This is a genomic window from Kitasatospora sp. MAA4, from assembly GCF_029893355.1.
Classification (GTDB): Bacteria; Actinomycetota; Actinomycetes; order Streptomycetales; family Streptomycetaceae; genus Kitasatospora.
Genome location: NZ_JARZAI010000005.1, coordinates 73,453 through 95,904, shown reverse-complemented (window position 1 = coordinate 95,904; position 22,452 = coordinate 73,453). Strand labels below are relative to the sequence as shown.

Here is a 22,452-nt window from a genome sequence, read left to right as displayed (position 1 = left end):
CTGGAGGCCACGATGCTGCGTTTCCGAATGATCGGTCCGCCGACGCTCTTCCTCAGCGATGGCGCCGCCGCACCCCGGGCGCCCAAGCAGCGCCAGCTGCTCGCCCTGCTGCTGCTCCACCCCGGGCAGGTCGTGACCATCGACGAGTGCGTCGACGAGCTGTGGGGGGAGCGACCACCGGACAGCGCCCAGTCCACCGTGCGGACGTACGTCATGCAGGTCCGCAAGGAGCTCCAGCGCGGCGGGCTGGGCACCGCGCCGGACGGCGGGCCGCGCCTGGTCACCCGGGACCGCGGCTACTCGCTGGCGGTGGCCCCGGGCGAACTGGACCTGGACGTCTTCCTGGGCCTGGTCCGCCAGGCCGGCCAGGCGCAGGCCGCCGGGGACGACCAGCAGGTCGGGTGGCTGCTGCACCGGGCGCTGGACCTGTGGTCCGGTCCGGCGCTGGGCGACATCACCTGCGGCCCGATCCTCCAGATGCGCCTGGGCGGCCTGGAGGAACTGCGGCTGGGCACCCTGGAGGACCGGATCGACGCCGACCTGCGGCTGGGCCGGCACCGCGGTCTGATCAGCGAGCTGAAGATGCTCACCCAGCGTTACCCGCTGCACGAGAACATCCACGCCCAGTTCATGACCGCGCTCTACCGCTCGGGCCGCCGGGCCAACGCACTGGAGGTCTACGCCAGGCTGCGGCGGGCCTTCTCGACCGAGCTCGGCCTGGAGCCCTCGCTCCAGCTGCGCCGCCTCCAGCAGGCGATGCTGACCGCCGACCCGGCCCTGGACCCCGTGCTGCCGCAGGCCTCCGCCGTGGGCTGAGCACCCGCACGCCGAACCTCGTACGGCGGCTCCACCTCCCTTCCAGCGGCCGTCGCCAGCATGGCCGAGCCGTCGGCACCGGCCCTGCGCCGCGCTGCCGCGGGCCTCGCCAGACCCTTTCTCCGAGAGGAAGACCGTGACCTATCCCGCGCCTCCCGACGCACCGCCGATCGCGGCGGAGGACTATGCGCAGATCCTCGCCTTCTACGCCGCCCAGGTGCGGCTGCTCGACCAGGGACGTGCCGACGAGTTCGCCGAGCAGTTCACCGAGGACGGCGTCTTCGGCCAGAACGTGAAGCCCGAACCGAAGCGCGGCCGGCAGGAGATCGCCGACTCGATGCGGCGCGGCATGGCGGTGCTGGCCGAGCGGGGCCTGACCCGCCGGCACTGGTTCGGCATGGTCAGCGCCGGCGCACTGCCGGACGGCGCCGTGCGCACCGAGTACTACGCCATGGTCTACGAGACCCCGCGCGGCGGCACGGCCTCGGTCTACCTCAGCACCACGGCCGAGGACGAACTCGTCCAGCGGGACGGACGGTGGCTGGTCCGCAGCCGCCATGTCACGCATGACGGGACGTGAGTGCCGTGCGGAGCCTCTTCGACACCGTCGCCCTGCGGCGCACGACGCTGGCCAACCGGATCGTGATGGCCCCGATGGGGCGCGGCCGGTCCACCGCCGAGGGCGTGCCCACGCCCGTGATGGCCGAGTACTACGCGCAGCGGGCCGGCGCCGGTCTGATCATCGGTGAAGCCACCAACCCCAGCCCGATCGGCGTGGGCCACGCGTTCAGCGTGCAGCTGCACACCGACGCCCAGCAGGCCGGGTGGTCCGAGGTCACCGAGGCGGTGCACCGGGCCGGCGGGAGGATCTACCTGCAGATCATGCACGCCGGGCGGATCAGCCACCCGCAGCTGCACGGCCGAACCCCGATCGCCCCCTCGGCCGTCCGTCCGGCGGGGGCCGCGCGGACCTTCGAGGGGCCGCTCGACTACCCCGTGCCGCAGGCCGCCGACGCCTCGGAACTCGCCCGCACCGTCGCCGACTTCGTCGCCTGCGCCCGGCGCGGCATGCAGGCCGGCTTCGACGGGGTCGAGCTGCACGGCGCCAACGGCTACCTGCTGCACCAGTTCCTCTCCCCGGTGGTCAACCGGCGGACCGACCGCTACGGCGGCGCGGTGGCGAACCGGATCCGGTTCCCCGTGGAGGTGGCCGAGGCGGTCGCGGCGGAGGTCGGCGCGGACCGGATGGGGATGCGGCTGTCCCCGGGCTTCCTCCTCAACGACATGGCGGAGCCGGACGCGGCCGAGGTCTACCCCGTGCTGCTGCGCGAACTCGCCGGACTCGGCCTCTCCCACGTCCACTTCGTCGCCGGGAGCACCCCCGAGCTGGTCCGCGCCCTGCGCGGGCACTGGCCCGGGCAGGCGATCATCAACCTCGGCACCGGCGAGCTGGACGCCCGGGCCACCGTCGACGCCGCCGAGCGGGCCCTGGCGGACGGCTTCGACCTGCTCTCCTTCGGACGGCAGTTCCTGGCCAACCCCGACCTGCCGCACCGGCTGGACCGGCTCGCCCCGCTCAACACCCCCGACCGCGCCACCTTCTACGAAGGCGGCAGCCGGGGATGCACCGACTACCCCGCGCTGGACGTACCGCGGCGCGCGGTCCCCACCCCCTGAAGGAGCAGACCCGTGGTCATCTTCGTCAACAAGCTCACCCTGATCGGCTCGGCCGAGGAGTTCGAGAAGCGCTACGAGAAGGTCGCGGAGTTCATGGAGACCCAGGTGGGACTGATCAGGTACGCCCTGACCCGCTCGCCCAAGGATCCCTCGGTGTACTTCAACATCGCCGAGTGGGAGGACGAGGAGACCTTCCGCACCGCCCTGAAGGACCCGGAGTTCCGGGTCCGACTGGACGCCCTCACCGGGCTGATCAAGGGTGAACCGCACCTGACCGAGCCGGTCTTCCAGGGCGCGCCGCCGGCTTCCTGAGCCGTCGGCGGCCGACCCGCGTGCGCCGCCGGCGGACGGCGCACGCGGGCCGGGCCCTGAGCTTTCAGAGCGTCGAGCCTCCGTCGATGTTCAGCACATGGCCGGTGATGTACGCGCTCTCCTCGGAGGCGAGGAAGAGCGCCGCGTGCGCGACCTCCGCCTCGGTGCCCGGGCGGCCGACCGGGATGGTGTCGCGCAGGCCGGCCCAGAGCGCCTCGTTGCCGATCAGCTGCCGGCCCATGCCGGAGTCCACGAACCCGGGCGCCAGGCAGTTCACCGTGATCCCGCGCGGCGCGAGCTCCACCGCACACACCCGGGTGAGCATCTCCACGGCCGCCTTCGAGGCGCAGTAGGCGGCCGCCCCGGCCATCGGGCGCCGGCCGAGCAGGGAGGAGAGGGTGATGATCCGTCCGCCCTGCGCGAGGTACGGCAGCGCTGCCTGCACGGTGTTCAGCACACCGGTCAGGTTGGTCTCCAGCACCTCGTGCCAGTGCTCGGCGGAGAGCGCCGCCACCGGTCCCGGCCTGCTCACCCCGGCATTGGCCACCACGATGTGCGGTCCGCCGAACCGCTCGTGGGCCGTCCGCATCAGTGCGGCCAGTGATTCCGGCCGGGTCACGTCGGCGCTGACCGTCAGCACGCCGTCCGGCGGCCCGTCCGACTCCGCGGGAGCCTCCCGGGCCGCCGCGAGGACGGTGGCGCCCTCCGCCGCCAGAGCCCGGGCGACGACCGCGCCCAGTCCGCGGGTCCCGCCGGTCACCACGGCACAACTGCCCTGCAGTTTCATGTCCTTCTCCCTCGAACGGTGGGTTTGATGTCAGGCGGCACAGGAGAGCGGGCGACCGCCGTTGAAGGCGACCATCTCGCGCATCACCGCGGTGGAGCCGATGTGCGCCCCGAGCGGCTCGCCCCGGCTCTCCAGGTAGGCGCGGTGCAGATTGCCCACCAGCCGCTCGGCGTCGAGCAGCTGCGCGAAGCGGCCGAGATCCGCGCGCCGCGCGGCCTCCAGCGGTTCCAGGCCGTCCCGGAGACCGGCCTGCGCGATCTGGCGCACCCAGCGCAGGTACGCCTCGGTGGCGTCCAGTACCTCGGGGCCGCCGACCGCGCCGTGGCCGCTGACGACCACCCGCGGCGCCAGCTCGCGCAGGCGCCGGATGACGTCCAGCGAGCCCTGCAACGAGCCCATCAGCACGAACGGCGTGCAACCGGAGAACACGATGTCCCCGGCGAACAGCACCCGCTCGCGGGGCAGCCAGGCCACCAGGTCGTCGCAGGTGTGGGCGGGACCCAGGTGCAGCAACTCCACCGTGGTGCCGCCGAGATCCAGCGTCATCCCCTCGTGCACGGTCACGGTGGGCAGCACCGGCCGCAGGCTGCCCCACTCGACCTCGGGCCAGAGCTGCTGGAGGGCCAGGCCGCGGCGGGCCACCTCCTGCGGACCGCGCCGGTGGGAGATCAGCAGGGCCCGGGGGGCGAAGAGCGAGTTGCCGAAGGTGTGGTCGCCGTGGTGGTGCGTGCTGACCACCAGTCGGCGCCGGCCCGGCGCGAGGCGGCCGACGGTTGCCAGCAGGGCGCGGGCCCGGGCCTCGGTCGCCGCGGTGTCCACCACCACGACCGCGTTCCTGCCGACCACGATCCCCGCGTTGTTGACACACCAGCCGCCGTGCGGCTGGACGTAGGCGTAGACGCCCGGGGCCAGTTCCTCGGTGACCGCGTCCATGAAGCCTCCTCTGCCGGTCGATCGGATCACTGCCGCGCCAATTAACCGATGTCCAGCTCAAGTTCTGATGGAGGGACGACCATGTACTTCGAAGTCTTCGGCGGCCTGGCGATCACGGACGTGGACGGGCGGCACCTGCCGACCGCCCCGAAGCAGCGCCAACTGCTGGGCCTGCTCCTGCTGCACGCCAACCGGACCGTCTCGGTGGGCACCTGCATCAGCGAACTCTGGGGCGAGACACCGCCCGAGAGTGCCACCACCACCTTGCAGACCTACGTGATGCATCTGCGCAGGCTGCTGGCCCGGCTGCCGTCGGTGGGCTCCAAGGAGCTCGCCCACCGCCGTCTGGAGATCCAGGGACAGGGCTACGTGCTGCGGGTCGGCCGCGAGGAGTGCGACCTCTTCCGCTTCGAGCGCCAAGTCGCCGAGGCCCGCCAGGTGCTGGCGGGCGACGAAGAGCGCGGCTGCCGCCTGCTGGCCGCCGCCCTCGCGCTGTGGCCGCGCCCGGTGCTCGCCGACGTACGGACCGGGCCGGTGCTGGAACCGGCGGTCACCCACCTGGAGTTGCTCCGGCTTGCGGCTCTGGAGCAGTACCTGGACACCGAGCTGCGGCTCGGCAGGCACCGTCGGATCCTGGCCGAACTCGCGGTGCTGGTACGGCAGTACCCGACGAACGAGCAGCTGCACGGGCAGTTCATGCTCGCGCTCTACCGGTGCGGCCGCCCGGCCGAGGCGCTGGCCGTCCAGACCCGGCTGCGCGCCTCGCTCGCGGACGAGCTGGGTGTCGAACCCTCTTGGCGCATCCGCGAGTTGCAACGGGTCATCTGCGCCGGCGAGAGCGCGCCCGAGCAGGTACCCGGACCCTTCGCCGTCGTCTGACGGCCCGCGCACCACCGATCCGAGGAGCACCCGTGCCCGTCCCCCCGCAGCGCGACCCCGAACTCACCCGGGCGGTGCTCGGCCGCTGGCTGACCGCCGCCGCGCGGCCCGCCGAGATCCGGCTCGGTCCGATCACCGTCCCCCGCTCGGCCGGGTTCTCCGCCGAGATCCTGCTCTGCGACGCCGAGTGGAGCGAGAGCGGCACCACCCGGACCGAGCCGCTGGTCGTCCGGGTGGCGCCGACCGGGCACCGGGTCTTCCCGGAGGACCGCTGGGCGGAGCAGGTGCGCCTGCAGGCCCTGCTGGCCGCCACCGACGTCCCGGTGCCGGAGATCCTCTTCCACGAGCCGTCCGGTGAGCTGCTGGGCGCGCCCTTCGTGGTCATGCGCCGGGTCCGGGGGCTGGTTCCGGCCGACCTCCCCTCGTACCACCGGGAGGGCTGGCTGGCAGACCTGCCGGAACCCGCCCGCGCCGAGGTGTGGTGGGGCGGTGTCCGGATGCTGGCCCGACTGCACCGGCTCGACCCTGCCGAGCTGGGCCTGCACTTCCTCTCCCGGCCCGAGTACGGGCCGGTGGGGGTCGGCCAGCAGCTGCGCGAGTACCAGGAGCACCTGGGGTTCTACGGTGCGGCCGGCAACCCCGTGGCGCAGGCCGCCCTGAGCTGGCTGCGGGAGCACCGGCCTGCCGAGCCGCACGCTCCCCGACTGCTCTGGGGCGACGCCAGGTTGGGGAACATCGTGTTCGCCGGCACGGAACCCGCCGCGGTGCTGGACTGGGAGATGGCCGCACTCGGCCAACCGGAGGCGGACCTGGCCTGGTTCCTGCACCTGGACCGCCATCTGAGCGAGGGGATCGGGGCCGAGAGACTGCCCGGCCTGCCCGGCCGGGCCGAGACGGTGGCCCGCTACGAGGAGCTGGCCGGCCGCCCGGTGCGCTCGTTGGAGTACTACGAGGTCTTCGCGGCCTTCCGGTTCTGCGTGGCGACCGCACGGGTGACCCGGCTGCTGACGGAGAGCGGAGTCCTGCCCCCCGGCACCGAGGTCCCGCTGCACCGCAACGCCACCGCGCTGCTCGACCGGGTGCTCGCCGAGCGGGCCCCGGCGGCGGCGGTCTCCAACACCCGTCCATCCCGTCTCTAGTGCCCGCGACGAGCGTGGGCCGCGACACCGAGGGGAGGGATCGGGATGGCCGTCGAGGAGGACGTGTTCCGCGCGCTGTTCGGCTCGTTGCCGGCGGTGGTCGCCGTGGTGACGGCGGCGGACGCCGCGGGGCGCCCGTACGGGTTCACCAGCAGCACGGTGTGCGCGGTCTCCAAGAGCCCGCCGCTGCTGCTGGTCTGCGTGGACAAGGACTCGCGGACCCTCCCGGTGCTCCGGCGGGCCGGCGCGTTCGCGGTCAACTTCCTTGCGGAGGACGGTGAGCAGCTCTCCGAGCGGTTCGCGGGCCGGGGCCCGGACAAGTTCTCGGGCGTCGGCTGGCGGCCGTCGCCGTACGCCGGGGGAGCGCCGCTGCTGACGGACCGGACGGCGGCCCGTGCCGAGTGCGTGGTCCACCGCGAGATCCCGGCCGGGGACCACCGGCTGTTCCTGGGCCGGATCGAGGCCGCTTCGCTGTCGGACCGCTCGACCCTGATCTACCACCGCCGCGCCTACCAGGCCTGGCCCCCACCCGTGCACCTGCCGGCGAGGACCGGCAGGTTCGACTAGCGAGGCGGACCCATGAAGTTCGGCATCAACTTCTTCCCCACGGTCGGGCCGGCCGAGAAGCCCGCCGGTCGGCACTTCGACGAGTGCCTGCGACTGGCGGAGCTCGCGGACCGACTGGGCTTCCACCACATCAAGACGGTGGAGCACTACTTCACCGAGTACGGCGGCTACAGCCCCGACCCGGTCACCTTCCTGGCCGCGGCGGCGGCCCGGACCCACCGGGTCCGCCTGGTCACCGGCGCGGTCCTGCCGGCCTTCACCCACCCGCTGAAGCTGGCCGGCCAGCTCGCCATGCTGGACAACATCTCGAAGGGGCGGCTGGACGTCGGCTTCGGCCGGGCGTTCCTGCCGGACGAGTTCGAGGCGTTCGAGGTGTCGATGGACGAGAGCCGGGCCCGCTTCGACGAGGGCGTCGAGGCCTGCCGCCGGTTGTGGCAGGAGGAGGACGTGGTCTGGGAGGGGCGCTTCCACCGCTTCGGGCCGGTGACCATGCTGCCCAGGCCGTACCAGCAGCCGCATCCGCGGATCCTGGTGGCCACGGCCAAGACACCGGCGTCGGCGCAGGCGGCCGGCCGCAACGGGTACGGGGTGATGCTCGTCCCGTCCATCAACAAGCGCGAGCAGGTCCAGGACATGCTCGCGCTCTACCGCAAGTCGGCGGTCGACGCGGGTTTCCAACCGACCGACGAGGACGTGCACATGAGCTACAGCTGCTACCTCTCGCCCGACCCGCAGGAGGCCCGCGAGCGCGGCCGCGCCTACTCCGAGCGGGCCAACCGCGCCCTGGCGAGTGCCGTCGCGTCCTGGCGCACCACCAGCAGCGCCGACTACGCGGGCTACGAGAAGATCGTCGACCGGGTCGGCCACGGTGACTTCGATCGCCAACTCTCCGAAGGCAAAGCCCTGGTGGGGACGCCGGACGAGGTGCGGGCCCGACTGGAGGACATCCGGGAGTGGTTCGGTGAGATCACCGTCAGCCTCCAGGTGATCTCGGGCGACATGCCGTACGAGGAGTCCGCCCGCTCGATGACCCTCTTCGCCGAGCACGTCCTGCCGGCGTTCGGCTAGGAGCAGGCATGATCTCGTCCCTCGCGGTGCGGTCCTCGCGGCACGGCGTGCACCCCGCCGTGCCCGACGCCGCGTTCGCCCGTCCGCGTCCGCGGCCGGGCCGGTGGATCGCGGCCGCCGCCGCGCTGCTCCTGGCGGCGATGGCGCTGCACGCGCTGTGCGACAACCCGGTCTTCCGCTGGGACGTCGTCCGGACCTACTTCACCTCGCACGTCATCGTCCAGGGCCTGCTGACCACCCTGTGGCTCACCGCGGTGGCCCTGGTCGCCGGCTTCTCGCTCGGCACCGTGCTGGCCGTGATGCGGCTGTCCGGGAACCCGGTGCTGTCCGCGCTGAGCTTCGGCTACACCTGGCTGTTCCGCTCGGTGCCGATGCTGGTGCAACTGCTCTTCTGGTACAACCTCTCGCTGCTCTATCCGAGGCTCTCGCTGGGTGTCCCGTTCGGGCCGGCGTTCGTCCGCTTCCCGACCGGGCACCTGATCGGCGGATTCGCCGCCGCCGTCATCGGGTTGACCCTGCACGAGGCCGGACAGGCGGCGGAGATCGTGCGCGCCGGGATCCTGTCGGTGGACCGCGGGCAGACCGAGGCGGCCCAGGCGCTCGGGCTCTCCCGGGCCCGGACCCTGCGGCGGATCGTGCTGCCGCAGGCGATGCGGGCGATCCTCCCGCCGGCCGGGAGCCAGGTCATCGGGCTGATCAAGGGCACCTCCATCGTCAGCGTGATCGCCGTCCAGGACCTGCTGTTCGCCACCCAGCTCGTCTACAACCGCAACTACCTGGTGGTGCCGCTGCTGCTGGTCGCCACGCTCTGGTACCTCGTGCTGACCACCGTGCTCAGCGTGCTCCAGCACTACCTGGAACGGTTCTTCGGCGCGCACCGGAGCCCGCGGTGACGGTGGCCGCGGTGGAGATCCACGAGGTCGGCAAGGCCCTGGGCGGCCGGCAGGTGCTGGACGGGGTCAGCCTCACCGTCCCACCGGGAACGGTCACCTGCGTGATCGGGCCCTCCGGCTCGGGCAAGAGCACCCTGCTGCGGTGCGTCAACCGCCTGGAGCGGATCGACCGCGGCCACATCCTGGTCGGCGGTGAACTGCTGGGCCACGGCTGGCGCGGCGGCCGGCTCTACGAGCTGCCGGAACGCGTGGTCGCACGCCGGCGCGCCCAGATCGGCATGGTCTTCCAGAACTTCCAGCTCTTCCCGCACCTGACCGTGCTGCGCAACATCGTGGAGGCGCCGGTCGCCGTCCGCCGAACGCCCCGGCGCGAGGCCGAGCGGCAGGCTCGGGAACTGCTCGACCGGGTCGGCCTGGCGGACAAGGCGGACGTCCTGCCGGGGCGGCTGTCCGGCGGCCAGCAGCAGCGCGTCGCCATCGCCCGGGCGCTGGCCATGGCACCCCGGGTGATGCTCTTCGACGAGCCGACCAGCGCGCTCGACCCCGAACTCGTCGGCGAGGTGCTGAAGGTGATCAGATCCCTGGCGGACGACGGGATGACGATGCTCGTGGTGACCCACGAGATGGGGTTCGTCCGCGAGGTAGCGGACCAGGTCGCGCTGCTGGACGGGGGCCGCATCGTCGAGAGCGGTCCACCGTCGGCGGTGCTCGACGCGCCGACCAGCGAACGGACCGCCAGATTCCTTGCCGGCGTCCCGCACTGAGCTCTGACCCCTGAGCCCCGATTCCTGAGGAGGACGCATGCCCACCCGCGGCCGCACCCGGACCGTCCACCGCCCTCGTCGCCGGCCGACGGCGGCGGCGGCGGGCCTGCTGCTCTGCCTGCTGCTGGCCGCCGCCGGGTGCGGTGGCTCGCCCGACGCCCTGCCGGAGAACCGGGACACCCGGACGCTCGGCACCGAGGACGTGGTCTCGGCGATCGCGACGGACCCCGAGATCGCCGCCCGCCTGCCCGCAGCCGTCCGCTCCACCGGCAAGCTCACGGTCGGCTCCTCCGTCGGCATCGCTCCCATCGCCTTCAGCCCCGAGGGTGGCGGGCCGCCGCGCGGCGTGGACATCGACATGGCGGACGCGGTCGCCAAGGTGCTCGGCCTGACCGTCGAGCGTCAGCCCGTCAGCGGCGCCGCCCTGATCACCGGCCTCGCCGCCGGCCACTACCAGCTGGGTACCGCGAACCTCGCCGTCACCTCGGCCCGTGAACAGGCCGTCGACTTCGTCCTCTACCTGACCGACGGCGGCGGCTTCGCGGTGCGTCAGGACAGCAGCCTGCACTCCGTCTCCGCGCTCTCCCAGCTCTGCGGGCTGACGGTGGGCACCGGCGCGGGCACCACCTTCGAGGCCACCCTGGCGGCGGCCCAGGGGGAGTGCGCGAAGGAGGGCCGCCCGCCGTACAGGGTCGAGACCTACTCGGACGCGGCCGCCCACTTCCTGGCGCTGCGCCAGGGCCACGTGGACATCCTGATGACCACCGCCAGCGTGCTGCGCTACGCGGTCACCCAGCAGCCCGGGCTGCGCTACCTCAACGACTACGACCGCAGCAACGTGGGTTTCGCCCTCCCCAAGGGCTCGCCGCTGGCCGGACCGGTCAGGGACGCGGTGAACGAGCTGATCGCCGACGGCGCCTACCGGCGGATCCTGGACAAGTGGGGCCTGGGCGCGAACGGGATCACCAGCTCCGTGATCGACCCGCCGGCGTCCCCGGCGGCGTGACCCCGCGCCCGCACCGCAGTGAGTCGGGTACTCCTCGGTAGGGTCGGGCGTATGAGCTATCCCGCTGACACTCCGGTGTCCTATCGCAGCATGGTCGCCGTCGGAGACTCCTTCACCGAGGGCATGTGCGACGAGCTGCTCCCCGACGGCCAGTTCCGGGGCTGGGCCGACCGGGTGGCCGCCCGCTTGGCGGCGGAGGCGGCGCCCGGTGAGTTCCGGTACGCCAACCTCGCGGTGCGCGGCAAGCTGATCGGCCAGATCTGCGCGGAGCAGGTGGGGGAGGCGGTCGCGCTGGGCGCCGAGCTGGTGACGCTGGCCGGCGGGTTGAACGACGTGCTGCGGCCCGGCTGCGACATCGCCGACGTGGAGGCGAAGCTGGGTGCCGCGGCCGAGCAACTGCTCGCCGCCGGCGGCACGGTGGTGCTCTTCACCAGTACCGATCCGACCCGCAGAATGGCGGGCAGCGCACGGCTGCTGCCGGCCATCCTGCGGATGAAGGAGTTCGTGGAGGGGCTGGGGACCCGGCCCCGGGTCGCGGTGGTGGACCTGTTCTCCGCCGACTGCTTCGACGACCGCCGGCTCTGGGCCGAGGACCGGCTGCACCTGTCGCCGGAGGGCCACCGCCGGGTCGCCGAGGCGGTGCTCCAGGCGCTGGGGCGTCCGGCGGTCTTCGACTGGCGTGCACCGCTGCCGCCCGCCGCCCCGGTGGGCCGGGGGGTGAAGCTCCGGGCGGATCTGCGCTGGCTGCGGATCCACGTCGGGCCGTGGCTGCTGCGGCGGATCACCGGGAAGTCTTCAGGGGACGGCCGGCCGCCCAAGCGGCCCGCGCTGGAGCGCTTTCCGATCTGAGGGTCTGAGCGTCCGAGGGTCTGAGGGTCTGAGGCCGATGGGAGATCTGTGGGCATCGCTCGAACCAGTGTTCTTCGCGACCGGAACTTCCTGCTGCTGTGGGGCGGCAACGGCATTTCGCTGATGGGGACCTACGGGGCCAGGATCGCCTATCCGATCCTGGCCCTGGAGGTCTCCGGCTCGCCGGTCACGGCCGGCTGGGTGAGCTTCGCGTCGTCCGGTCCGAGCCTGCTGTTCTACGTCCACGCCGGGATCGTGGCCGACTACGCGGACCGCAGACGGACGATGCTCTGCTGCCAACTGGTCGGCGCGGCCACCTCGGCGACCCTGGCGCTGTGGATCCTGGTCGGCGCCGCGGACCTGCCGGAGGTCCTGGTGGCGGTCGCGCTCTGCGAGGGCGTCCTCTTCGCGTACTTCAGCCTGGCCGAGGTGGCGGCGATCCGGGACCTGGTGCCCAGAGCGCAGTACGGCCTGGCGTTCTCGCTCTACGAGGCCGAGCAGCCGGCCGCGATCCTGGTGGGCCGGGTGCTGGCGGCGGCGCTGCTGGAGCTCGCGCGCTGGATCCCGTTCGCGGGGAACTTCCTCTCCTATCTGCTCTCGCTGGGCACCATCACCGCGCTGCGGGGCGACTTCGGCCCGGTGGCGGCCCGGTCGGCGACCGGCGCCGAGTCGTTCCGGAGCCGGGCGCGGGAGGGCTTCTCGTGGATCCGGCAGTCCCGCTTCGTCGCCGTCTCCACGGTGGCCACCGGGGCCACCAACGCGCTGTTCCAGGTCACCATCCTGCTGCTCATGGTGGAGTCGCGGCAGGAGGGGCGCCCGGAGTGGGTGGTCGGGATCATCCTGGCGAGCGCCGGAGCGGGCGGCGTGGTCGGGGCCGCACTGGCCCCCCGGATCACCAGGAGCTTCGCGCCGCGCCGGGTGTTCGTGGCCGGGCTCTGGCTCTGGGCCGCCACGCTCCTCCCGATGGCGCTCACCGCGAACCCCGTGGTGCTGACCCTCTCCTGGTGCGGCGTGGGCGCGGTCGGCACGGTCGTCTCGGTGGTGAACACGCTCGGCCGGATCGGTGCAGTGCCCCCGGACGCCCTGGGGCGCCTGGTCGGCCTGGTGTCGCTGATCACCAGCGGTGCCGTCCCGCTCGGTGCGGCACTGGGCGGCTACGTCATCGCGTGCTGGGGCGTGCGGGCCACGGCCTGGGCGCTGCCGGCCGTCGTGGTGGTGCTGGCCGCAGGCAGCGGGCTCGTACTCAGACGGTCCACGGCGGGGTGATGAGGGTGCCGTCGGCGAGCCGGGCCTGGAGGCCGACGGAGGTGGTGACCCAGGCGCGGGCCGGGCGGTCGGCGGGGTTGTCGACGGCGAAGAGGGCGCCGGTGGGGGCGAGGACGGCGTCGCCGGTGCGGGCGGTGTGCTCGGCGCCGTCGATCCACACGCGCAGCTCGCCGTCGAGGACGAGCAGGATCTCCTCGCGGGTGATGGTGTGCGGCACGCCGACGCTGCCGGCGGTGATCTCCAGCTGCCAGGCGGCGAGTTCGGTGCTGCCGGTGGTCGGGGTGGCGTAGGAGCTGAAGCGGGCGTTGTGCAGGTCGTGGGTGGTGGCGTCGGCGGGGGTGATGACGGGCATGGCGGGGCTCCTTGGAGGTAAGTAGGCAAGCTGCTTGTCTATATAGTCAAGCAGCTTGCCTATAAAGTCAAGCGGCTGGCAGACTTCCGGCATGACTGACGACCTCGCGCTGAGCCTTCCGCCGCTGGTCCTGGGCCTGGCCGCCGACCTGGTCCGGCGGATCGACGACGGCGTACGGCGGCGCGGCTTCGAGGACCTGCGCCCGGCGCACGGCTACGCCTTCGCGCGGCTCGCGCCCGACGGCGCGAGCGTCGGCGAGCTGGCCGAGCACCTGGACGTGACCAAGCAGGCGGCCAGCCAGCTGGTCGAGGAGCTGGTCGGCAAGGGCTACGTCGAGCGCCACCCGCACCCCGCCGACGCGCGCGCCCGGCTGATCGTGCTGACCGAACGCGGCTGGGCCTGCACGCGCGCGGCCGAGGAGGCGGCGGCGGAGGCCGTCCGCCCGTGGGAGGCCGAGTTGGGGCCGCAGCGGCTGCGCGAACTGCGCGACACGCTGGCGCGACTCGCGCCGTCCGGGCGGCTGCGGCCGCTGTGGTGACCGTGGTCTAGGTCAGGGTGATCCGGATGCCCACCGTGCCCGCGGTGCCCCGGCGCAGGCGGCTGCCAAGCATCGTCAGCCGCCCGAACAGGCCGTACTTGCGGGCCAGCAGCACCCGGTAGTTCGCGGTGCCGGCGGCGTCCAGGACCTCGGCGGTGGCCGGCACCGACGGGCCGGTCGGCCTGCCGCGCATGTCGCACGGGCCGACCAGGACGTCCGCGCGGCGGCGGATCCGCTTGACCTTCCAGGAGTCGGTGGCCGTCCACACCCCGAGCGCGTCGCCGTCGCGCAGCACCCACACCGGGGTCGCCACCGGCGAGCCGTCCTTGCGGAAGGAGGTGACCAGCAGGTACTTGTCGCGACCCAGCCGGTCCAGCAGCGCTTCGTCCATGACCGGACTGTACGCGCTCGTGCCCGTCCCGGAGCGCCGACATAGCTGCCAGAATGCAGAACGTACGCGGAGAGCAACTCTGGAGAAGGTGACCGGCTTCGTGAGCACGCCAGCCGAACAGGCAGCACAAGCAGCACAGGCAGCCGAACGGGCAGTCGGGCAGAAGATCGCCGAGGAACTCGGCGTCCGGGAAGGTCAGGTGAAGGCAGCCGTCGAGCTGCTGGACGGCGGCGCGACGGTGCCGTTCATCGCCCGCTACCGCAAGGAGGCGACCGGCGAACTCGACGACACCCAGCTGCGCACCCTGGAGGAGCGGCTGCGCTACCTGCGCGAGTTGGAGGAGCGGCGCAGCGCCGTCCTGGAGTCCATCGCGGGCCAGGGCAAGCTGGACGACGCGCTGCGCGCGCAGATCCTGGCCGCCGACTCCAAGGCCCGGCTGGAGGACATCTACCTCCCGTTCAAGCCCAAGCGGCGCACCAAGGCGATGATCGCCCGCGAGGCCGGCCTGGAGCCGCTCGCCGAGCAGCTGCTGACGGACCCTTCGCAGGACCCGGCCGCGCTGGCCGCGACCTTCCTGAACGAGCAGGTGGCCGACGCCGCCGCCGCGCTGGAGGGCGCCCGGTCCATCCTGGTGGAACGGTTCGCCGAGGACGCCGACCTGATCGGCACGCTGCGCGAGCGGATGTGGACGCGCGGGCGGGTGGTCGCCACCGTGCGGGCCGGCAAGGAGCAGGAGGGCGCCAAGTTCGCCGACTACTTCGACTTCGCCGAGCCGTTCACCAAGCTCCCCTCGCACCGCATCCTGGCGATGCTGCGCGGCGAGAAGGAGGAGGTGCTCGACCTCGACCTGTCGCCGTTCGACGGCGCACAGGAGGCCGACCTGCCCGGCGAGAGCGACTACGAGCAGCGGATCGCCGCGCGCTTCGGCATCGCCGACCGCGGCCGCCCGGCCGACAAGTGGCTCGGCGACAGCGTGCGGTGGGCCTGGCGCACCCGGATCCTGGTGCGGCTCGGCATCGACCTGCGCACCCGGCTTCGCCAGGAGGCCGAGGACGAGGCGGTCAAGGTCTTCGCCGCCAACCTGCGCGACCTGCTGCTCGCCGCCCCGGCCGGCACCCGCGCCACGATGGGCCTGGACCCGGGCTTCCGCACCGGCGTCAAGGTCGCGATCGTGGACGACACCGGCAAGGTGGTCGCGCACGACACGATCTACCCGCACCAGCCCGCCAACAAGTGGGACGCCTCGCTCGCCACCCTGGCGGCGCTGGCGGCCAAGCACCGGGTGGACCTGATCTCGATCGGCAACGGCACCGCCTCGCGCGAGACCGACAAGCTGGCCGAGGACCTGATCAAGCGCCACCCGGAGCTGAAGCTCACCAAGGCGATCGTCTCGGAGGCCGGTGCCTCGGTCTACTCGGCCTCCGCCTTCGCCTCGCAGGAGCTGCCGGAGCTCAACGTCTCGATCCGCGGCGCGGTCTCGATCGCGCGGCGGCTCCAGGACCCGCTGGCCGAGCTGGTGAAGATCGACCCCAAGTCCATCGGCGTCGGCCAGTACCAGCACGACCTCAGCGAGTTGAAGCTCTCGCGGTCGCTGGACGCGGTGGTCGAGGACTGCGTCAACGCGGTGGGCGTGGACGTCAACACCGCCTCCGCGCCGCTGCTCACCCGGGTCTCCGGCGTCACCGCCACGCTCGCCGACAACATCGTGGCGCACCGCGACGCCAACGGCCCGTTCCGCACCCGGCGGGCGCTCAAGGACGTGGCGCGGCTGGGCCCGAAGGCGTTCGAGCAGTGCGCGGGCTTCCTGCGGATCCCCGGCGGCGACGACCCGCTGGACGCCTCCAGCGTGCACCCGGAGGCGTACCCCGTGGTGCGCCGGATCCTGGCCTCGACCGGCGGCTCGGTCAAGGACCTGATCGGCAACGGCGCTGCGCTGCGGGCGCTGCGTCCGTCCGAGTTCGCGGACGAGACCTTCGGTATCCCGACCGTCACCGACATCCTCGGCGAGCTGGACAAGCCGGGGCGCGACCCGCGTCCGGCGTTCAAGACCGCGACCTTCAAGGAGGGCGTCGACAAGATCGGCGACCTGGAGGCCGGCATGGTGCTGGAGGGTGTGGTGACCAACGTCGCCGCCTTTGGCGCGTTCGTCGACGTCGGCGTGCACCAGGACGGCCTGGTGCACGTGTCCGCGCTGTCGAAGAACTTCGTCAAGGACCCGCGCGAGGTGGTCAAGTCGGGCGACGTGGTCAAGGTGCGGGTCGTCTCGGTGGACGTGGCGCGCAAGCGGATCGGGCTGACGCTGCGGCTGGACGACGAGGTCGAGCGGGCGCCTCGCCCGGAGCGCTCGGAGCGTGCCGACCGCACCGCGCGTCCGCCGCGGCAGGACCGGCGTGGTGGCGGTGGCGGAGCCGCGCAGGCCCCCGCAGCAGGCAACAGTGCGATGGCCGACGCGCTGCGGCGTGCGGGGCTGACGAAGTAGCAGCTGTGACGGCGTGGAAAGTCGGCTCTGTCGACTTTCCACGCCCCCGCCGCCGGGTCAGTGAGCGGCCCGCTGCTCGGCCGCGAAGGTCACCAGCTCGGCCCACCACGGCTCGCGCCCGCGGGTGAGCAGCTCGCAGGCCTCGGCGAGCGGCACCGCGCGGACCTCCACGACCTCCTCGCCGTCGTCCGGGTTGGTCGGCGCGGAGTCCACCACCACCTCCGCCCAGCCCCAGAGCCAGGCCTTCTCGGGGTGCGGCTGCCACGGCCGGTAGGGCGTCGGACGGTCCGTCACACAGCGGTGCGCGCCGATCCAGGCCGGTGCGGTCAGCATCCGCGCGCCGGCCTCCTCGCGCAGCTCGCGGGTCAGGCAGGACTCGATGCCCTCGGCCGGCTCGCGCGTCCCGCCCGGCAGGAACCAGTGGTCGCGGGCGTCCCGGCAGAGCACCACCAACTCGTCGGCGAACCCCACCAGGTGGATGTTGGTGATGAGTTCGTCCGGCGGCAGTCGGTCCGAGAACTGGGCGTCCATGCCGCCCCACTCCCATCGCTGCGGCGCGAAGAGGAGCGGGTAACGGCCACTGGCGTGCTGCGTGAGGTCGGTGGTTTCCGTCATCGCATGATCCTAGGCCCTGGACAGGTTGAGCCCCCTCCCATTCCGCGGACCCATGCGGCAGGCTGGGCGGGTACATTACCCGCGAGTAGGGAGACAGTCATGGCACGCACGCACGAGGTCACCAACCAGGTCCCGCTGCCCTACGGCCACAACACCGCCGAGGATCCGGCGCTGCTCGCCGCCCTGCGCCGGGCCGGCGCGGACTGGGTGGAGCCCGAGCTGCGTGAGCTCGGCGCGCTGGCCGGCAGCGAACAGGCCGCCGAGTGGGGCCGGTTGGCCAACGAGAACGAGCCGGTGCTGCACACCCACGACCGCTTCGGGAACCGGATCGACGAGGTGGAGTTCCACCCCGCCTGGCACGAGCTGATGGGCGTCGCGGTCGGCCACGGCATGCACGCCGCGCCCTGGCAGGACCCGCGCCCCGGCGCGCACACCGCCCGCGCGGCCAAGTTCTACCTGTGGGGCCAGGTCGAGGCCGGGCACAGCTGCCCGATCTCGATGACCTACGCCTCCGTCCCGGCGCTCCGCGCGACGCCCGAACTCGCGCAGTGGCTGGAGCCGTTGCTGGCCTCCACGCAGTACGACTTCGGGCTGCGCGAGCCGCACGGCAAGCGCGGGCTGATCGCCGGCATGTCGATGACCGAGAAGCAGGGCGGCTCGGACGTCCGGGCCAACACCACCACCGCCGTCCCGGCCGCCGACGGCACCTACCGGCTCACCGGCCACAAGTGGTTCACCTCGGCCCCGATGTCGGACGTCTTCCTCACCCTCGCCCAGGCGCCCGGCGGCCTGAGCTGCTTCCTGCTGCCCCGGGTGCTGCCGGACGGCTCGCGCAACGCGCTGTACGTCCAGCGGCTCAAGGACAAGCTGGGCAACCGCTCCAACGCCTCCGCCGAGCTGGAGTACGACGGCGCGGTGGGCTGGCTGGTCGGCGAGGAGGGGCGCGGGGTGCCGACCATCATCGAGATGGTCAACATGACCCGGCTGGACTGCACCCTGGGGGCCGCCTCCGGGATGCGGCTCGGCGCCCTGCGGGCCGTCCAGCACGCCACCCACCGGCGGGCGTTCGGCGCCGCACTGATCGACCAGCCGCTGATGCGCAACGTGCTGGCCGACCTGGTGGTGGAGTCCGAGGCGGCCACCACGGTGGCGCTGCGGCTGGCCGAGGCGACCGACCGGGCGGTGGCGGGCGAGGAGGGCGAGGCGCTCTTCAAGCGGCTCGGGCTCGCGGTCTCCAAGTACTGGGTCTGCAAGCGCGGTCCGGCGCACGCGGCCGAGGCGCTGGAGTGCCTGGGCGGCAACGGCTACGTCGAGGAGTCGGGGATGCCGCGGCTCTACCGCGAGGCGCCGCTGGTCTCGATCTGGGAGGGCTCGGGCAACGTCGCCGCGCTGGACGCGCTGCGGGCGATGGCGCGCAGCCCGCAGTCGCTGGACGCCTACTTCGCCGAGGTCGACGCGGCCGCCGGCGCGGACCGCCGGCTGGACGCGTCGGTGGCCGAACTGCGCAAGCAGCTGGGCGACCTGGCGGACGTCGAGTACCGCACCCGGCGGCTGGTGGAGTCGATGGCGCTGGCCCTGCAGGGCTCCCTGCTGGTGCGCCACGGTGACCCGGCGGTGGCCGACGCGTTCTGCGCCTCGCGGCTCGCCGGCGACCACGGCGGCGCGTTCGGCACCCTGCCCTCGGGCGTCGACACCGAGGCGATCCTGTCCCGGGCGCAGATGGTTCCGAACCGGGCCTGACTGTCAGTGGGGGTCGCGAGAATGTTCGACATGACCTCAGAAGCCACCCTTTCGCTGTCCCCTGCTGCCTACGCCCAGGCCGTCGCCGACGCCGCCCAGGCGGCGAAGGCGTACTACACCGACGGCGCGACCGCGTTGGACGACGACGAGTACGACGCGCTCGTGCGGGCCATCGCCGCCTTCGAGGCGGCGCACCCGGAGGCCGTGCTGCCGCTCTCGCCGACCGGGCGGGTGGCGGGCGGCACGGTCTCCGGCGACGTGCCGCACAGCGTGCCGATGCTCAGCCTGGACAACGTCTTCTCGCCCGAGGAGCTGGCGGCCTGGGTGGCCTCGCTGGAGCGCCGGCTCGGCCGCCCGGTGGCCGGCGGCTGGTCGGTGGAGCCGAAGTTGGACGGTCTGGCGGTGGCCGCCCACTACCGGGGCGGGCACCTGGTCCAGCTGGTCACCCGCGGGGACGGTCTGGCGGGCGAGGACATCACGCACGCCGCGGGCAGCGTGCTCGGCCTGCCCGCGCTGCTCGGCGAGCCGATCGACATCGAGCTGCGCGGTGAAGTCCTGCTGACCGACGAGCAGTTCGAGCGCGCCAACGCCACCCGCGCGGAGCACGGCGCGACCCCGTTCGCCAACCCGCGCAACGGCGCGGCGGGCACCCTGCGCGCCAAGGACCGCCCCTACCGGGTGGAGCTGAGCTTCTTCGGGTACGCGGCGCCCGGCCTGGCCGGACCGCACCACGAGGTGATCGCCCGGATCGCCGAACTGGGCGCGGCCACGGCGGCGGTGCGGCACTGCGCAGGCGTCGAGGAGGTGCAGCAGCGGATCGCCGAGATCGCCGCCGCCCGCCCCGAACTCCCGTACGGCATCGACGGGATCGTGGTGAAGGCGGACGCCGCCGCGGACCAGGAGGCGGCCGGGTCCGGCTCCCGCGCACCGCGCTGGGCGGTCGCGTACAAGCTGCCCGCCGCGCACCGGATCACCCGGCTGCTCGCGGTGGAGTGGAACGTCGGACGGACGGGCGTGATCGCGCCGCGCGCGGTGCTGGAGCCGGTGGTGGTGGACGGCGCGACGGTCCGCTATGCGACCCTGCACAACCCCGCCGACATCGCGCGGCGCGGCCTGATGCTGGGCGACCAGGTCTCGCTCTACCGCGCGGGCGACGTGATCCCGCGGGTCGAGGCGCCGCTCGTCCACCTGCGGACCGGCGAGGAGCAGCCGATCGAGTTCCCGGCCGTCTGCCCGTGCTGCGGGGACGCCGTCGACACCACCCAGCAGCGCTGGCGGTGCGTGCGCGGCCGCAGCTGCCAGGCGGTCGCCTCGGTGCGCTACGCGGTCGGGCGCGACCAGCTGGACATCGCCGGCCTCGGCGGCACCAGGGCGGTCCAGCTCGTCGAGGCAGGGCTGGTGGCGGACTTCGCCGACCTCTTCACCCTCACCCGCGAGCAGTTGCTGAGCCTGGACCGGATGGGCGAGGTCAGCGCCGACAACCTGCTGGTCGCGATCGAGCAGGCCAGGCGGCAGCCGCTGGGCAAGGTGTTCTGCGCGCTGGGGGTGCGCGGGACGGGCCGCTCGATGTCGCGGCGGATCGCGCGGCACTTCGGCACGATGGCGGCGATCCGGGCGGCGGACGCCGAGCAGTACGCGCAGGTGGCCGGGATCGGCGCCGAGAAGGCCGCGCTGGTGGTCGAGGAACTCACCGAACTCTCCGAGGTACTAGACAAGTTGGCGGCCGCCGGGGTGACCGGTGGTGCTGCTCCCGAGGTAGCGGTGGTGGAGCAGCCGGGCCCGCTGGCGGGCCAGGCGGTGGTGGTCACCGGCACGATGACCGGCGCACTCGCCCAGCTCTCCCGCACGGCGGTGAACGAGCTGGTCGAGCGCGCCGGCGGCACGGCCTCCTCCTCGGTCTCCGCGCGGACGGCGATGCTGGTGGCGGGGGAGAAGGCCGGCTCGAAGCGGGCCAAGGCGGAGCAGCTGGGGATCCAGGTGCTGACGCCCGAGGAGTTCGCCGCGCTGGTCGGCGAGTTCCTGGCGTAGCTCCCTACGGCCCTACGCCTCCTTGACCCAGATCAGCTTGCGGCCGGTCTCGGAGGGGGCGGTGATCGGGGCGTCCTGCTGGATCCGGTCGAGGCGGTAGTCGAGCCTGCGCGGGACGGCGGCGCTGGCCGCGTTCGACTCGTCGCAGCGGATCTCGACGCGGTGGATGCCGGGCAGCTCCAGGGCGGCGGTGGTGAGCGCCGCCGCCGCCTGGGTGGCGATGCCGCGGCCGGTGTGGTCGAAGTCCACCCAGTAGCCGATCTCCAGGGCGCCCGGGCCGATCCGGCCGTGCAGCCCGAACGCGCCGACGATGACGTCCGGTTCGCCCTCCAGCCCGGCGACGTACAGGAAGTCGGTGCCGTCCGCCCAGGCCTGCCATCCGCTCTGCGCGATCTCCCGGCTCTCCTCCATCGTCGGCGCCGACCCCGCCCAGGGCATCCACGGCCGCAGGTGCTCCAGGTTGCGGGTCACCGCGGCGTTCATCGGGCCGGCGTGGGCGGGGGCGCGCCGGTGCAGCGAGACGCCGCCCGGCAGGTCGAGCCGCTCCGGAGGGCGTACGCCGGCGGGCAGGGGTGGGACGGTCTCGTCCAGAGTGCGGTTCATGACAAGCATGATGGCACCCGGTCAGGCCGCTGACCAGGGGATTCCTCGGGTGTCACAGGCGTATCAGGACCTCCTCCAGCCCCTTGCGGTGCAGGTCGGGAACCCGGGCGTCCTCGGCCGGGTAGCCGACCGGGATGACGTACGAGGCCCGCTCCTCGGCGGGGCGTTCGCAGACCTCGTTGAGGAAGCGCATCGGGCTCGGCGTGTGGGTGAGGGTGGCCAGGCCCGCCTGGTGCAGGCTCGCCAGCAGCAGACCGACGGCGATGCCCACCGACTCCTTGGTGTAGTACGGCCGCGGCGACTGCGGGCCCTTGTGCACCTCGAAGACCACGATCACGGCCGGCGCGTCCTCAAGGAACGGCTTGCGCCAGTCGGTGCCGATCGGGGCCAGCGCCGCCAGCCACTCCTCGGAGGCGCGGTGGGCGTAGAACTCGCGCTCCTCCGCCTCGGCGGCCTCGCGCAGCGCGCGCTTGCGCTCGGGGTCGGTGATCACCACGAAGCGCCAGGGCTGGACGTGTGCCCCGCTCGGCGCGGTGGCGGCGGTCCGGACGGCCCAGTCGATCACCCCGTCCGGGATCGGGCGGGTCGAGTAGTCGCGGACGGTCCGGCGCTGGGCCATCACCTGGTGGAAGGTCCTGCTGCGGGCCTCGGCCTCGTGGGCGGGCACCGTCATCGGGCGGAGCGGGACGGTCGGGTGGTCCGTCGCGGCCGCTGTGCTGTCAACCATGGTCGACAGCACAGCACATGACC

Annotated in this window: 24 protein-coding genes; 17 read left to right on the top strand and 7 right to left on the bottom strand. The window is 73.1% G+C overall.

The window, feature by feature from the left end; genetic code table 11:
- Window positions 1–12: 12 nt before the first annotated feature.
- From P3T37_RS08850 to P3T37_RS08835, 4 genes are all read left to right on the top strand, one after another.
- The gene (locus P3T37_RS08850) at window positions 13–816 is read left to right on the top strand and encodes an AfsR/SARP family transcriptional regulator (RefSeq protein ID WP_280722923.1); all 804 of its coding nucleotides are present in this window, start codon (window positions 13–15) and stop codon (window positions 814–816) included.
- A 136-nt stretch (window positions 817–952) separates the two neighbouring features.
- Window positions 953–1,396 (top strand): nuclear transport factor 2 family protein, encoded by a 444-nt coding sequence (locus P3T37_RS08845; protein WP_280722922.1) that lies wholly within the window; start codon window positions 953–955, stop codon window positions 1,394–1,396.
- A 5-nt stretch (window positions 1,397–1,401) separates the two neighbouring features.
- On the top strand, window positions 1,402–2,493 hold the full coding sequence (locus P3T37_RS08840; protein ID WP_280723141.1) for an alkene reductase: 1,092 nt from the start codon (window positions 1,402–1,404) through the stop codon (window positions 2,491–2,493).
- Window positions 2,494–2,505: 12 nt separating this feature from the next.
- Complete coding sequence (locus P3T37_RS08835) at window positions 2,506–2,805, top strand: antibiotic biosynthesis monooxygenase (protein WP_280722921.1); 300 nt, start codon at window positions 2,506–2,508, stop codon at window positions 2,803–2,805.
- 64 nt (window positions 2,806–2,869) lie between these two features.
- Here P3T37_RS08835 and P3T37_RS08830 read toward each other — a convergent pair whose 3' ends face one another.
- Window positions 2,870–3,592: an SDR family NAD(P)-dependent oxidoreductase gene (locus tag P3T37_RS08830; protein ID WP_280722920.1), complete on the bottom strand. Its 723-nt coding sequence runs from the start codon at window positions 3,590–3,592 to the stop codon at window positions 2,870–2,872.
- A 30-nt stretch (window positions 3,593–3,622) separates the two neighbouring features.
- Window positions 3,623–4,525, bottom strand: a complete 903-nt coding sequence (locus tag P3T37_RS08825) for an MBL fold metallo-hydrolase (RefSeq protein WP_280722919.1) — start codon at window positions 4,523–4,525, stop codon at window positions 3,623–3,625.
- 81 nt (window positions 4,526–4,606) lie between these two features.
- Here P3T37_RS08825 and P3T37_RS08820 point away from each other — a divergent pair, with 81 nt between their 5' ends.
- The 9 genes from P3T37_RS08820 to P3T37_RS08780 are packed head-to-tail and all read left to right on the top strand — an operon-like array spanning window position 4,607 to window position 12,956.
- Entirely contained in the window at window positions 4,607–5,404 is a 798-nt protein-coding gene (locus P3T37_RS08820; protein WP_280722918.1) for an AfsR/SARP family transcriptional regulator, read from the top strand.
- 32 nt (window positions 5,405–5,436) lie between these two features.
- Window positions 5,437–6,543, top strand: a complete 1,107-nt coding sequence (locus P3T37_RS08815) for a phosphotransferase family protein (RefSeq protein ID WP_280722917.1) — start codon at window positions 5,437–5,439, stop codon at window positions 6,541–6,543.
- Window positions 6,544–6,588: 45 nt separating this feature from the next.
- On the top strand, window positions 6,589–7,110 hold the full coding sequence (locus P3T37_RS08810; RefSeq protein ID WP_280722916.1) for a flavin reductase family protein: 522 nt from the start codon (window positions 6,589–6,591) through the stop codon (window positions 7,108–7,110).
- Between the two features lie 12 nt (window positions 7,111–7,122).
- Window positions 7,123–8,178, top strand: coding sequence for an LLM class flavin-dependent oxidoreductase (locus P3T37_RS08805; protein ID WP_280722915.1), 1,056 nt, complete (start codon window positions 7,123–7,125; stop codon window positions 8,176–8,178).
- 8 nt (window positions 8,179–8,186) lie between these two features.
- A complete protein-coding gene (locus P3T37_RS08800; protein WP_280722914.1) occupies window positions 8,187–9,071 on the top strand; it encodes an amino acid ABC transporter permease in 885 nt (294 codons plus the stop codon).
- On the top strand, window positions 9,068–9,835 hold the full coding sequence (locus P3T37_RS08795) for an amino acid ABC transporter ATP-binding protein (RefSeq protein WP_280722913.1): 768 nt from the start codon (window positions 9,068–9,070) through the stop codon (window positions 9,833–9,835). The genes P3T37_RS08800 and P3T37_RS08795 overlap by 4 nt, the downstream gene beginning before the upstream one ends.
- Window positions 9,836–9,872: 37 nt before the next feature.
- The gene (locus P3T37_RS08790) at window positions 9,873–10,841 is read left to right on the top strand and encodes an ABC transporter substrate-binding protein (RefSeq protein ID WP_280722912.1); all 969 of its coding nucleotides are present in this window, start codon (window positions 9,873–9,875) and stop codon (window positions 10,839–10,841) included.
- 51 nt (window positions 10,842–10,892) lie between these two features.
- Window positions 10,893–11,690 carry an SGNH/GDSL hydrolase family protein gene (locus P3T37_RS08785; RefSeq protein ID WP_280722911.1) on the top strand — a complete coding sequence of 266 codons (798 nt, stop codon included), beginning with the start codon at window positions 10,893–10,895 and terminating at the stop codon, window positions 11,688–11,690.
- 48 nt (window positions 11,691–11,738) lie between these two features.
- Entirely contained in the window at window positions 11,739–12,956 is a 1,218-nt protein-coding gene (locus tag P3T37_RS08780) for an MFS transporter (RefSeq protein WP_280722910.1), read from the top strand.
- On the opposite strand, the gene P3T37_RS08775 is transcribed toward P3T37_RS08780, so the two are convergent.
- Window positions 12,934–13,308 (bottom strand): cupin domain-containing protein, encoded by a 375-nt coding sequence (locus P3T37_RS08775; RefSeq protein ID WP_280722909.1) that lies wholly within the window; start codon window positions 13,306–13,308, stop codon window positions 12,934–12,936. The genes P3T37_RS08780 and P3T37_RS08775 overlap by 23 nt on opposite strands.
- Before the next feature lie 91 nt (window positions 13,309–13,399).
- Here P3T37_RS08775 and P3T37_RS08770 point away from each other — a divergent pair, with 91 nt between their 5' ends.
- Entirely contained in the window at window positions 13,400–13,846 is a 447-nt protein-coding gene (locus P3T37_RS08770; RefSeq protein ID WP_280722908.1) for a MarR family winged helix-turn-helix transcriptional regulator, read from the top strand.
- Between the two features lie 7 nt (window positions 13,847–13,853).
- Here the strand turns inward: P3T37_RS08770 and P3T37_RS08765 are convergent, their stop codons facing one another.
- The gene (locus P3T37_RS08765; protein ID WP_280722907.1) at window positions 13,854–14,237 is read right to left on the bottom strand and encodes a PPOX class F420-dependent oxidoreductase; all 384 of its coding nucleotides are present in this window, start codon (window positions 14,235–14,237) and stop codon (window positions 13,854–13,856) included.
- A 166-nt stretch (window positions 14,238–14,403) separates the two neighbouring features.
- Here P3T37_RS08765 and P3T37_RS08760 point away from each other — a divergent pair, with 166 nt between their 5' ends.
- Complete coding sequence (locus P3T37_RS08760) at window positions 14,404–16,716, top strand: Tex family protein (protein WP_280723140.1); 2,313 nt, start codon at window positions 14,404–14,406, stop codon at window positions 16,714–16,716.
- A 57-nt stretch (window positions 16,717–16,773) separates the two neighbouring features.
- On the opposite strand, the gene P3T37_RS08755 is transcribed toward P3T37_RS08760, so the two are convergent.
- Window positions 16,774–17,331, bottom strand: coding sequence for an NUDIX domain-containing protein (locus tag P3T37_RS08755; protein WP_280722906.1), 558 nt, complete (start codon window positions 17,329–17,331; stop codon window positions 16,774–16,776).
- Between the two features lie 99 nt (window positions 17,332–17,430).
- On the opposite strand from P3T37_RS08755, the gene P3T37_RS08750 reads away from it, so the two are divergent.
- Both P3T37_RS08750 and ligA read left to right on the top strand, forming a co-directional pair.
- The gene (locus tag P3T37_RS08750) at window positions 17,431–19,071 is read left to right on the top strand and encodes an acyl-CoA dehydrogenase family protein (RefSeq protein WP_280722905.1); all 1,641 of its coding nucleotides are present in this window, start codon (window positions 17,431–17,433) and stop codon (window positions 19,069–19,071) included.
- A gap of 21 nt (window positions 19,072–19,092) precedes the next feature.
- The gene (gene ligA, locus P3T37_RS08745; protein WP_280722904.1) at window positions 19,093–21,099 is read left to right on the top strand and encodes an NAD-dependent DNA ligase LigA; all 2,007 of its coding nucleotides are present in this window, start codon (window positions 19,093–19,095) and stop codon (window positions 21,097–21,099) included.
- Between the two features lie 12 nt (window positions 21,100–21,111).
- Here ligA and P3T37_RS08740 read toward each other — a convergent pair whose 3' ends face one another.
- On the bottom strand, window positions 21,112–21,702 hold the full coding sequence (locus tag P3T37_RS08740; protein WP_280722903.1) for a GNAT family N-acetyltransferase: 591 nt from the start codon (window positions 21,700–21,702) through the stop codon (window positions 21,112–21,114).
- A gap of 52 nt (window positions 21,703–21,754) precedes the next feature.
- Window positions 21,755–22,429 (bottom strand): nitroreductase family protein, encoded by a 675-nt coding sequence (locus P3T37_RS08735; protein ID WP_280722902.1) that lies wholly within the window; start codon window positions 22,427–22,429, stop codon window positions 21,755–21,757.
- Window positions 22,430–22,452: the final 23 nt, after the last annotated feature.